Genomic DNA, 11,827 nt, shown 5'->3' with positions numbered 1-11,827 from the left:
CGGTCCTCCGCTGTGGGGTGGCGGGGGGGCCCCCCCCCCCCGCCGCCCCCCCCCCCCCCCCCCCCCCCCCCCCCCCCCCCCCCCCCACCACGGGGGTGTTGTCACTGCTGGGTGTAGATCTGGTCGAACACCCCGCCGTCGGCGAAGTGGGTTTTCTGCACGGTGCGCCAGTCGCCGAAGGTCTTCTCTACCGACAGGAAGTCGACCTTGGGGAAGCGGTCCTGGTACTTGGCCAGCACCGCCGGGTCACGCGGGCGCAGGTAGTTCTGCGCGGCGATGCCCTGGCCTTCCGGTGACCACAGGTACTTGAGGTAGTCCTCGGCCAGGGCGCGGCTGCCTTTCTTGTCCACCACCTTGTCGACCACGGCCACCGGTGGCTCGGCTTCGGCCGAGACGCTTGGGTAGATGACCTCGAACTTGTCGCGGCCGAACTCGCGGGCAATCATTTCCGCTTCGTTCTCGAAGGTCACCAGCACATCGCCAATCTGGTTGGTCATGAAGGTGGTGGTGGCGCCACGGCCACCGGTGTCCAGCACCGGCACATGCTTGAACAGCTTGCCGACGAAGGCCTTGGCCTTGTTCTCGTCGCCGCCGTTCTTCAGCACATAGCCCCAGGCCGACAGGTAGGTGTAGCGGCCGTTGCCGCTGGTTTTCGGGTTGGGAACGATCACCTGCACGCCGTCCTTGAGCAGGTCGGGCCAGTCTTTCAGGGCCTTGGGGTTGCCCTTGCGCACGATGAACACGGTGGCCGAGGTGAACGGCGCGCTGTGGTTGGGCAGGCGGGTCACCCAGTCGTCGGGCACCAGCTTGCCGTTATCGGCCAGGGCGTTGATGTCGGTGGCCATGTTCATGGTGATGACGTCGGCGGGCAGGCCGTCGATCACCGAGCGCGCCTGCTTGCTGGAACCGCCGAAGGACATCTGCACGCTGACCGCCTCGTTGTGCTCGGCCTGCCAGTGTTGCTGGAACGCGGCGTTGTAGTCCTTGTAGAAGTCGCGCATCACGTCGTAGGAAACGTTCAGCAACGGCGGCGGCGCGGCCTGGACCAGGCCGGCCAACCCCAGGCCGGCGGCGAGCAACGAGGCGCTCAAGAGTTTGTGCATGGTGGAAGTCCCTGTTGTTGTCGTTGGAATCAATTGGCCAGCAACTATAGCTGGCCATCGTCGACGCCCCAAAGACCTAATAGTTAAGCGCTTATGGAGTTTTTTTAAACAAGGCATTTCCGCAGCGCGAACAGAACGCCGCCTCGCTGTCGTGATCGCCTTTGGCGCACACCGGGCAGGGGCGCTGCTGGCGCTCGCCGCGCATGGCGTTGGCCAGCTCGGCGGTGAAAATGCCGGTGGGCACGGCGATGATCGAGTAACCGGTGATCATCACCAGCGCCGAGATCATCTGCCCCAGCGGGGTCTTGGGCACGATGTCACCGAAGCCCACGGTGGTGAGGGTGACGATGGCCCAGTAGATGCCCATGGGGATGCTGGTGAAGCCATGCTCGGGGCCTTCGATCACGTACATCAGGGTGCCGAACACGGTCACCAGGGTGGCCACGCTGAGCAGGAACACGATGATCTTCTGCCGGCTGCCGCGCAGGGCCGCCAGCAGGTAGTTGGCCTGGCTCAGGTAGGGCCGCAGCTTGAGCACGCGGAAGATGCGCAGCATGCGGATCACCCGCACGATCATCAGGTACTGGGCGTCGCTGTAGTAGATGGCGAGGATGCCCGGCACGATCGCCAGCAGGTCCACCAGGCCGTAGAAACTGAAGGCGTAGCGCAGCGGCCTGGGCGAGCAGTACAGGCGCAGCAGGTATTCTGCGGCGAAGATGCCGGTCAGGGCCCATTCGATGTTGGCGAACAGGCTGGCGTACTCGCGGTGCACGCTCTCGATGCTGTCGACCATCACCAGTACCAGGCTGGCGAGGATGATGAACAGCAGGGTGGTGTCGAAGCGCCGGCCGGCCACGGTGTCGCTGTGGAAGATGATGGTGTAGAGCTTTTGGCGCAGGGTGCGTTGGCTTTCCATAAGGTCCGGGTTCCTGAACATGGACCAAGCCTAGGGCGTTTAGCGGCGGCTGTGCAAGGTGCCCTCCGCCAGAGTGGCGCGGGCACCGGCGCGCACCAGCCAGCAGGCAAGGATGAACGGCGCGGTAAGCCCGGGCAGCGGCAGGCTGGTGAACCCCGGTTGCAGCAACAGCGCCAGGCCGATGGCCAGCACCGCCCGTAGCGGCTGGGCACTGAAGGCCAGCGCTGCCAGGGCCGGGTTGAAGCCATACAGGCCGGGCAGCGGCGGTTCGCCTTGCAGCCAGGCGAAGGCCAGCCCGGCAGCGGAGCCCAGCAGCGCCCAACGGGCGGCGCGGCGGTCGGCCAAGTAAAGGCCCAGGGCAATCAAGGCGCCGGCCAGGGGGCTGGGCAGCAGGAACACCTGGCCCAGGCCGGTGAGTACGTCGGGCAGGGCGAAGGGGTGGACGTCACCCGGTTGCGGTTTGATCCCCACGGCCAGGGCCCAGCCGGCCAGCACGAACGGCGCGGTGTAGGCGGGCAGGCAGGTGGGGCGGGCACAGTAGCTGAGCCAGCGCGCCAGCAGCAGGCTGCTGAGGCCGCTGGCGGCGATGATCAACAGGGGCAAGGTCAGGCCCAGCGGCAGCCAGTGGCTGAACAGCACGCCGATCAGCACGCCGTTGTAGCTGTATAGGCCGGCCTGGCGTTGCGCGCGCGGGTAACCGCGGCGTTGCGCGACGAGCAGGCCGCTGGCGGCGCCCAGCAGCGCGCCGCCCAGCAGCTGCGGGGCGCCCACCAGTATGGCCAGCAGGCAGCACAGGCCGCACAGCGGGTTGCGTTGCAGCAGCACCTGGCTGAAGCCGTTGAGCAGGGCGGTGGCCCAGTCGGGGCAGTGAGTTGGATGTCTTGCCATAGGTGCTCCTGTGGGAGCTGGCTTGCCAGCGAGCTTTTCGGCACCTCCAAAAACTCGCTGGCAAGCCAGCTCCCACAGCCTCGGTTTCTAGACCAGCGTTTCGATACGCAGCGAATTGGTGCTGCCCGGCTTGCCGAACGGCACCCCTGCGGTGATCACCAGCGTGTCGCCACGGCTGGCCAGCCCTTGCGCCTGGGCGATTTCCAGCGCCGTGGAGCACACTTCCTCCACCTGCCGCAGGCGGTCATTGACCACCGAACGCACGCCCCAGGCCACGCTCAGCTGCCGCGCCGTGGCCAGGTTGGGCGTAAGGTTGAGGATCGGTACCCGTGGCCGCTCGCGGGCGGCGCGCAGGGTCGAGGCGCCGGATTCGCTGTAGTTGACCAGCACCGCCACCGGCAGAATCCCGCTGATGCGGCGGATGGCGCAGCTGATGGCGTCCGACACGGTGGCCTCTGCCTGGGGCCGGCTGACGTCCAGTTGTGCCTGGTAGTCGGGGCCGCTTTCCACCTGGCGGATGATCTTGCTCATCATCTGCACCGCTTCCAGCGGGTAGTCGCCCGAAGCCGTCTCGGCCGACAGCATGACGGCGTCAGCGCCCTCGGCCACGGCGTTGGCCACGTCGGTGACTTCGGCGCGGGTGGGTGCGGGGGCAAAGCGCATGGATTCGAGCATCTGCGTGGCCACCACCACCGGCCGGCCCAGCGCGCGGCACACGGCGATGATGCGCTTCTGGATCTGCGGCACGGTCTCGGCCGGCACCTCCACGCCCAAATCGCCACGGGCCACCATGATCGCGTCGCTTAGCCGCGCGATCTCTTCCAGGTGCACCAGCGCCGAGGGCTTCTCGACCTTGGCCATCAGCCGCGCGCGGCCGCCGATCAGCTCGCGTGCCTCGATGATGTCCTCGGGGCGCTGCACGAACGACAGCGCCACCCAGTCCACCCCCAACTCCAGGCCGAAGCTCAGGTCGCGGCGGTCCTTGGCGGTCAGCGGGCTGAGCTCCAGCACCGCCTGGGGTACGTTGACGCCCTTGCGGTCGGACAGTTCGCCGCCGGCAATCACCTCGGTGTCGATGGCGTCGGCGTGCCTGGCGGTCACCTGCAGGCGCAGCTTGCCGTCGTCCAGCAGCAGGTCCATGCCCGGCTGCAGGGCAGCGATGATCTCGGGGTGCGGCAGGTTCACCCGGCGCGCGTCGCCGGGGCTGGTGTCGAGGTCCAAGCGGAACGCCTGGCCGCGGTGCAGCAGCACTTTGCCGTCGGCGAAACGGCCGACGCGCAGCTTTGGCCCTTGCAGGTCCATGAGCACGCCCAGGGGGGTGTTCAGCTGCGCTTCGACGTCGCGAATCCACTCCAGGCGCTGGGCATGATCGCCGTGCTCGCCATGGCTGAAGTTGAGGCGGAACAGGTTGACCCCGGCCAGCGCCAGTTGGCGGATGTCTTCCTGGCTACGGGTGGCGGGGCCCAGGGTGGCGAGGATCTTGGTGTTCTTGTAGGCGGTCATGGCGCGGTGGCCTCCAGAATCAGGATGGCGCGGAAGTCGTTGACGTTGGTGCGCGTGGGTTCGGTGAGCACCAGGTCGCCCAGCGCCTGGAAGTAGCCGTAGCCGTTGTTGTTGTCCAGCTCGGCGCTGGCGCTCAGGCCCAGCTGCGCGGCGCGGCGGTAGCTGCACGGGGTCATGACCGCACCGGCGTTGTCCTCGGAGCCGTCGATGCCGTCGGTGTCGCCGGCCAGCGCATAAATGCCGGGCTGGCCCTTGAGGCTCTCGGTGAGGCTGAGGAGGAATTCGGCGTTGCGCCCGCCACGGCCGTTGCCGCGCACGGTGACCGTGGTTTCGCCGCCGGACAGGATCACGCACGGCGCTGCCAGTGGCTGGCCGTGAATGGCGATCTGCCGGGCGATGCCGGCGTGCACCTTGGCCACTTCGCGCGACTCGCCCTCCAGGTCGCCGAGAATCAACGGGCTGAAGCCTGCGCTGCGCGCCTTCACGGCGGCGGCCTGCAACGACTGCTGCGGCGTGGCGATCAGCTGGAAGTGGCTGCGCGCCAGGCACGGGTCGTCGGCCTTGACGGTCTCCGATTCAGGGTTGTGCAGCCAGTCGCGCACGGCCGCTGGCACGTCGATGCTGTAGCGCGCCAGGATCGCCAGCGCCTGGGCCGAGGTGCTGGGGTCGGCCACGGTGGGGCCGGAGGCGATGACCGTGGCCAGGTCGCCGGGTACGTCGGAAATCGCGTAGGTGTGCACGGTGGCCGGCCAGCAGGCCTTGGCCAGGCGGCCGCCCTTGATGGCCGAGAGGTGCTTGCGCACGCAGTTCATCTCGCCAATGGTGGCGCCGGATTTCAGCAGCGCCTTGTTGATGGCCTGCTTGTCGGCCAGGGTGATGCCGGCGGCAGGCAGGGCCAGCAGCGCCGAGCCGCCGCCCGAGAGCAGGAAGATCACCCGGTCGCTTTCTGTGAGGTTGCTGACCAGTTGCAGCACGCGCTGGGCCACGGCCAGGCCGGCGGCGTCGGGCACCGGATGCGCGGCTTCCACCACCTCGATTTTCCGGCAGCTGGCGCCGTGGCCGTAGCGGGTCACCACCAGGCCGCTGACCTCGCCCTGCCAGCAGCGCTCGACCACTTCGGCCATGGCCGCTGCGGCCTTGCCGGCGCCAATGACGATCACCCGGCCGCTGCGGTCGGCGGGCAGGAAGGGTTCCAGCACCTGGCTTGGGTGGGCTGCGGCGATGGCCGTGGCGAACAGCTCGCGCAGGAAGGATTGCGGATCGACTGACATGGCAGGCTCCCGGAAGATTTCTTGTTGTTGGAGTGAGGTGTGGGAGCGGGCTGGCCAGCGAGCTTTTTGCGCCCCCGAAAAGCTCGCTGGCAAGCCAGCTCCCACAGGTCCTGCGATGTATCAGTTGTCGCGGATGCTGAAGTTGGCCATGTGTTCCAGGCCCTTGATCAGCGCCGAGTGGTCCCAGTTGCTGCCGCCCAGGGCGGCGCAGGTGCTGAACACCTGTTGCGCGTTGGCGGTGTTGGGCAGGTTCACGCCCAGCTCGCGGGCGCCTTGCAGGGCCAGGTTAAGGTCTTTCTGGTGCAGGCTGATGCGGAAGCCGGGGTCGAAGGTGCCCTTGATCATGCGCTCGCCGTGCACTTCGAGGATTTTCGACGAGGCGAAGCCGCCCATCAGCGCTTCACGCACCTTGGCCGGGTCGGCGCCATTTTTCGCCGCGAACAGCAGCGCTTCGGCCACGGCCTGGATGTTCAGGGCGACGATGATCTGGTTGGCGACCTTGGCGGTCTGGCCGTCACCGTTGCCGCCGACGCGGGTGATGTTCTTGCCCATGCTCTGGAACAACGGCAGGGCGCGGTCGAAGGCGTCCTGGTCGCCGCCGACCATGATGCTCAGCGTGGCGGCCTTGGCGCCCACTTCACCGCCAGACACCGGCGCGTCCAGGTACTGCGCGCCACGGGCGTTGACCTTGGCGGCGAAAGCCTTGGTGGCGGTAGGCGAGATGGAGCTCATGTCGATGACGATCTTGTTGCGGCTCAGGCCTTCGGCAATGCCCTGCTCGCGGAACAGCACGTCTTCCACCTGCGGGGTGTCGGGCACCATGACGATGATGAATTCCGCTTCCTGGGCCACGTCGCGCGGGTTGGCCAGGGCCACGGCGCCGGCGGCTACAAGGTCTGTGGGGGCTGCGTCGTGGTGGGTGGAGAGGAACAGTTGGTGACCTGCTTTCTGCAGGTTCTGCGCCATGGGCAGGCCCATGATGCCGGTGCCGAGGAATCCGATTTTTGCCATGGTATGAAGCCTCTTAATTATTTTTGTGAATGCGGCACTGTGGGAGCGGGCTTGCCAGCGAGCTTCTGGGGCCTCTGAAAAGCTCGCTGGCAAGCCAGCTCCCACAGGTGTCAGACGGCGTTATGCGTTTTGAGCCAATGCAAGCCAGCCTCGGTGCTGGTCAGCGGCTTGTACTCGCAGCCCACCCAGCCCTGGTAGCCGATCTTGTCCAGGTGCTCGAACAGGAAGCGGTAGTTGATCTCGCCGGTGCCCGGTTCGTGGCGGCCGGGGTTGTCGGCCAGTTGCACGTGGTTGATCTGCGGCAGGTGCGCTTGCAGCGTGCGCGCCAGGTCACCTTCCATGATTTGCATGTGGTAGATGTCGTACTGCAGGAACAGGTTGGCGCTGCCCACCTTGCCCTGGATCGCCAGGGCCTGGTCGGTGGTGGTCAGGTAGAACCCGGGGATGTCCAGGGTGTTGATCATCTCCATCACCAGGCGAATACCGGCGGCCTGCAGCTTGTCGGCGGCATATTTGAGGTTGGCGACGAAGGTGCTTTCCACCGTGGCGCAGTCCAGGCCCTGGGGGCGAATGCCCGCCAGGCAGTTGACCTGGGTGTTGCCCAGTACCTGGGCGTAAGCGATGGCCAGGTCCACGCCGGCGCGGAATTCCTCGACGCGGTCGGGGTGGCAGGCAATGCCGCGCTCGCCCTTGGCCCAGTCGCCGGCCGGCAGGTTGAACAGCACCTGGGTCAGGCCATGGGCCTGCAGTTGCGCCTTGATCTCGGCGGAGTTGAAGTCATACGGGAACAGGTATTCAACGCCACTGAAACCGGCATCGGCGGCAGCCTTGAAGCGGGCGAGAAAGTCCTGTTCGGTGAACAGCATCGACAGGTTGGCGGCGAAACGCGGCATGAAAGCCTCCTTGGAAATGTCAGTCGAGCAGCGAAATGGCGGTGGGGGCGTCGTTGCCGACCAGCGCCAGGTCTTCGAATTCGTTGACCGCGTTGATCTCGGTGCCCATGGAAATGTTGGTCACCCGTTCCAGGATGACTTCCACCACCACCGGTACCTTGAACTCCTCGATCAGCGCCTGGGCCTTGCGCAGCGCCGGCTGGATATGCGCCGGTTCGAACACGCGCAGGGCCTTGCAGCCCAGGCCTTCGGCGACGGCCACGTGGTCCACGCCGTAGCCGTTGAGCTCGGGGGCGTTGATGTTTTCGAAGGCCAGCTGCACACAATAATCCATCTCGAAGCCGCGTTGGGCCTGGCGGATCAGCCCCAGGTAGGAGTTGTTCACCACTACGTGGATGTACGGCAGGTGGAACTGCGCGCCTACCGCCAGCTCTTCGATCATGAACTGGAAGTCGTAGTCGCCGGACAGCGCCACCACCTTGCGGCTCGGGTCGGCCTTGACCACGCCCAGCGCCGCCGGAATGGTCCAGCCCAGCGGGCCGGCCTGGCCGCAGTTGATCCAGTGGCGTGGCTTGTACACGTGCAGGAATTGCGCGCCGGCGATCTGCGACAGGCCGATGGTGCTGACGTAGCAGGTGTCCTGGCCGAACACCTGGTTCATTTCCTCGTACACGCGCTGGGGCTTGACCGGCACGTTGTCGAAGTGGGTCTTGCGCTGCAGGCTGGCCTTGCGCTGCTGGCAGTCGGCGACCCAGGCGCTGCGGTCTTTCAGCTTGCCGGCGGCTTTCCACTCACGCGCCACTTCCAGGAAGCGGTCCAGGGCTGCGCCTGCGTCAGAGACGATGCCCAGGTCGGGGGTGAACACGCGGCCGATCTGGGTGGGTTCGATGTCCACATGAATGAAGCGGCGGCCTTCGGTGTAAACGTCCACGGAACCGGTGTGGCGGTTGGCCCAGCGGTTGCCGATGCCCAGCACCACGTCCGACTTGAGCATGGTTGCGTTGCCATAGCGGTGCGAGGTCTGCAGGCCGACCATGCCCACCATCAGCGGGTGGTCGTCGGGGATGGTGCCCCAGCCCATCAGGGTAGGGATGACCGGGATGCCGGTCAGCTCGGCGAATTCCACCAGTTTGGCGCTGGCGTCGGCGTTGATCACGCCGCCACCGCTCACCAGCAACGGGCGCTCGGCCTGGTCCAGCAGGGCCAGGGCTTTCTCGACCTGGGTGCGGCTGGCCGCCGGGCGGGTCACGGGCAGCGGCTCGTAGGCATCGATGTCGAACTCGATCTCGGCCATCTGCACGTCGAACGGCAGGTCGATCAGCACCGGGCCTGGGCGGCCCGAGCGCATTTCATAAAAGGCTTTCTGGAAGGCGTAGGGCACCTGGCCCGGTTCCAGCACGGTGGTCGCCCACTTGGTCACCGGCTTGACGATGCTGGTGATGTCCACGGCCTGGAAGTCTTCCTTGTGCAGGCGGGCGCGGGGCGCCTGGCCGGTGATGCACAGGATGGGGATGGAGTCGGCCGAGGCGCTGTACAGGCCGGTGACCATGTCGGTGCCCGCCGGGCCCGAGGTGCCGATGCACACGCCAATGTTGCCGGCCTTGGTGCGGGTATAGCCCTCGGCCATGTGCGAGGCGCCTTCTACGTGGCGCGCCAGCACGTGGTCGATGCCGCCGACCTTCTTGAGGGCCGAGTACAGCGGGTTGATGGCGGCACCGGGAATGCCGAAGGCGGTTTCCACACCTTCGCGGCGCATCACCAGAACGGCTGCATCGATTGCTCTCATTTTGCTCATGGTTTTGTGCCTCTTTGTGTTTTGTAATTGTATACAAGTGGCTTGTTTGTCGAGTGTATTCACGGCACCGGCTTCAGGTCAAACCCTTTTCGCTTTTGCCGAGGGATGGCGTTTACGGGCCATTGGTCGGGAATATTCGCAATATTGTATACAATAAAATTCTTATTTGTGCTCTATTTGTCGTGTCGATTTTTCATTCAAGAGGATCTGCCCATGACTGCCATTACCTTGGCCGCTGCCAACCGTCTCGCTGAACACGCCCTGGCCACGGGGCGCGACATCAATGCCGCGCCGCTCACCGTGGCGGTGCTGGACAGCGGCGGGCACCTGGTGAGCCTGCAACGCCAGGACGGTGCCAGCCTGCTGCGGCCCCATGTGGCCATCGGCAAGGCGTGGGGCGCCATCGCCCTGGGCAAGGGCTCGCGCCTGCTGGCGACGGACGCGCAGGCGCGCCCGGCGTTTTTTGCGGCATTGAATGGGCTGGGGCAGGGCGGGGTGGTGCCGGCGCCGGGCGGAGTGCTGATTCGTGATCAGCAGGGCGTGGTGATAGGCGCGGTGGGAATCAGTGGGGATGTGTCGGACGTGGATGAGCGGTGCGCGATCAGCGCGATCGAGGCGTTGGGCTGGGCGGCTGATGCGGGTGTGAGCGCATAAATTTGTGGGAGCTGGCTTGCCAGCGAGTTTTCTGGGGCGCCAAAAGCTCGCTGGCAAGCCAGCTCCCACAGGGCCTTTATGCGTCCGGCGTGCAGCCCTTCAACACCATGCGGATGATCGTTTGCGCCGCCGCTTCGTAATCGCTTTCGTCCAACCGCGCCTTGCCGGTGACCACGGCGATCTGCCAGTCGAAATCGGCATAGGTCTGGGTCGCCGCCCAGATGCTGAACATCAGGTGGTGGGCGTCGACGTGGGCGATCAGGCCGCGGTCGATCCAGCTCTGGATGCAGTCGATGTTGTGCTTGGCCTGCAGGTTCAGTTGCTCTACCTGGTCGGCGCTCAGGTGCGGGGCGCCGTGCATGATCTCGCTGGCGAATACCTTGGAGGCTGCCGGCAGGTCGCGGGAAATACGGATCTTCGAGCGGATGTAGCCACTGAGTACCTCGAACGGGTCGCCTTCGGGGTTGAACGGCGTCGACGCCGCCAGGATCGGCTCGATAATGCTTTCCAGTACCTCGCGGTACAGGTTTTCCTTGGACTTGAAGTAGTAATAGACGTTGGGCTTGGGCAGCCCGGCCTTGGCCGCGATGTCGCTGGTCTTGGTGGCGGCGAAGCCCTTGTCGGCAAATTCTTCGCTGGCCGCGCGCAGGATCAGTTCTTTGTTGCGCTCGCGAATGGTGGTCATAAAGCCGATGATTCCTTGCCTGCAGGGGCGGTGCGGCATGGTAGCACCGCGTCCAACCGCCGCTCAACAGCGGCTGGGCGCGGTGGGCAGGGCAATGCCGACAGGGTATGCTCGCGCTCAACGAACATGAAGCATGGGAATGATTCTTATGGCAGGAAGCAGTCTGCTGGTATTGCTGGACGACATCGCCGCAGTGCTCGACGACGTCTCGGTGATGACCAAGGTCGCGGCCAAACAGACCACCGGCGTGCTGGGTGACGACCTGGCGCTGAACGCCCAGCAGGTCACCGGCGTGCGCGCCGAGCGCGAATTGCCGGTGGTGTGGGCGGTGGCCAAGGGCTCGCTGCGCAACAAGGTCATCCTGGTGCCGGCGGCCCTTGCCATCAGCGCCTTTGCGCCCTGGGCGGTGACGCCGCTGTTGATGGTGGGCGGCGCGTACCTGTGCTTCGAGGGCTTCGAGAAAGTTGCCCATCCGTTGCTGCACGGCAAGGACGAAGACCAGGCCGAACATGCCGCCCTCAGCGAGGCCGCCGCCAACCCGGCGGTGGACCTGGTGGCCTATGAAAAGGACAAGATCAAGGGTGCAGTGCGCACTGACTTCATCCTGTCGGCGGAAATCATTGCCATTACCCTGGGTATCGTCGCCGAGGCGCCGTTGATGCAGCAGGTGATCGTGATGAGCGGCATCGCGCTGGTGATGACCGTTGGCGTCTACGGCCTGGTGGGCGCCATCGTCAAGCTGGATGACCTGGGGCTATGGATGACCAAGCGCCAGGGCGGGGTGACCCGCGCGGTGGGCGGCGGCATTCTGCGCGCGGCGCCGTACATGATGAAGACTTTGTCGGTGGTGGGGACGGCGGCGATGTTCCTGGTGGGCGGCGGTATTCTGGTGCATGGCATCGCGCCGTTGCACCATTGGGTGGAAAGCGTGGGCGGCAGCGTGACCATGGCGCTGATCAATGGCGTGCTGGGTGTGGTGGCGGGTGCATTGGTGCTGGGTGTGGTCAGCGTTGCCGGCAGGGTCTGGAGCGCCTTGCGGCGCTGACGCAGCCTTCGGCAGCTGCTACGTGGCCCCACCGTATTTCATGACCACGAGGAATGACATCCC

General features: G+C 65.9%; 11 protein-coding genes. 2 read left to right on the top strand and 9 right to left on the bottom strand.

The genetic code is table 11. The features are described 5' to 3' along the window. Window positions 1–101: 101 nt before the first annotated feature. From AC0SZ7_RS20500 to gcl, 8 genes are all read right to left on the bottom strand, one after another. Entirely contained in the window at window positions 102–1,103 is a 1,002-nt protein-coding gene (locus AC0SZ7_RS20500) for a sulfate ABC transporter substrate-binding protein (RefSeq protein ID WP_475506107.1), read from the bottom strand. Window positions 1,104–1,194: 91 nt separating this feature from the next. Beyond that, on the bottom strand, window positions 1,195–2,019 hold the full coding sequence (locus AC0SZ7_RS20495; RefSeq protein ID WP_475506106.1) for an ion transporter: 825 nt from the start codon (window positions 2,017–2,019) through the stop codon (window positions 1,195–1,197). 39 nt (window positions 2,020–2,058) lie between these two features. Next, window positions 2,059–2,907 carry an urea transporter gene (locus AC0SZ7_RS20490; RefSeq protein WP_475506105.1) on the bottom strand — a complete coding sequence of 283 codons (849 nt, stop codon included), beginning with the start codon at window positions 2,905–2,907 and terminating at the stop codon, window positions 2,059–2,061. Window positions 2,908–2,994: 87 nt separating this feature from the next. After that, a complete protein-coding gene (gene pyk / locus AC0SZ7_RS20485; RefSeq protein ID WP_475506104.1) occupies window positions 2,995–4,410 on the bottom strand; it encodes a pyruvate kinase in 1,416 nt (471 codons plus the stop codon). After that, window positions 4,407–5,681, bottom strand: coding sequence for a glycerate kinase type-2 family protein (locus tag AC0SZ7_RS20480; protein ID WP_475506103.1), 1,275 nt, complete (start codon window positions 5,679–5,681; stop codon window positions 4,407–4,409). The genes pyk and AC0SZ7_RS20480 overlap by 4 nt, the downstream gene beginning before the upstream one ends. Window positions 5,682–5,801: 120 nt before the next feature. Continuing rightward, entirely contained in the window at window positions 5,802–6,692 is an 891-nt protein-coding gene (locus AC0SZ7_RS20475) for a 2-hydroxy-3-oxopropionate reductase (RefSeq protein WP_475506102.1), read from the bottom strand. Window positions 6,693–6,802: 110 nt separating this feature from the next. Then, entirely contained in the window at window positions 6,803–7,585 is a 783-nt protein-coding gene (gene hyi, locus AC0SZ7_RS20470; protein WP_475506101.1) for a hydroxypyruvate isomerase, read from the bottom strand. A 19-nt stretch (window positions 7,586–7,604) separates the two neighbouring features. Then, window positions 7,605–9,380, bottom strand: coding sequence for a glyoxylate carboligase (gene gcl / locus AC0SZ7_RS20465; protein WP_475506100.1), 1,776 nt, complete (start codon window positions 9,378–9,380; stop codon window positions 7,605–7,607). Between the two features lie 213 nt (window positions 9,381–9,593). On the opposite strand from gcl, the gene AC0SZ7_RS20460 reads away from it, so the two are divergent. After that, window positions 9,594–10,034 (top strand): GlcG/HbpS family heme-binding protein, encoded by a 441-nt coding sequence (locus AC0SZ7_RS20460; protein WP_475506099.1) that lies wholly within the window; start codon window positions 9,594–9,596, stop codon window positions 10,032–10,034. Window positions 10,035–10,110: 76 nt separating this feature from the next. On the opposite strand, the gene AC0SZ7_RS20455 is transcribed toward AC0SZ7_RS20460, so the two are convergent. Then, window positions 10,111–10,719 (bottom strand): TetR/AcrR family transcriptional regulator, encoded by a 609-nt coding sequence (locus AC0SZ7_RS20455; RefSeq protein ID WP_475506098.1) that lies wholly within the window; start codon window positions 10,717–10,719, stop codon window positions 10,111–10,113. Between the two features lie 148 nt (window positions 10,720–10,867). On the opposite strand from AC0SZ7_RS20455, the gene AC0SZ7_RS20450 reads away from it, so the two are divergent. Then, on the top strand, window positions 10,868–11,764 hold the full coding sequence (locus tag AC0SZ7_RS20450; RefSeq protein ID WP_475506097.1) for a DUF808 domain-containing protein: 897 nt from the start codon (window positions 10,868–10,870) through the stop codon (window positions 11,762–11,764). Window positions 11,765–11,827 lie beyond the last annotated feature (63 nt).

Source organism: Pseudomonas sp. JC1203 (assembly GCF_056175065.1).
The sequence above is the reverse complement of the archived record's forward strand: the minus strand, read 5'-3'. Positions and strand labels throughout refer to the sequence as shown.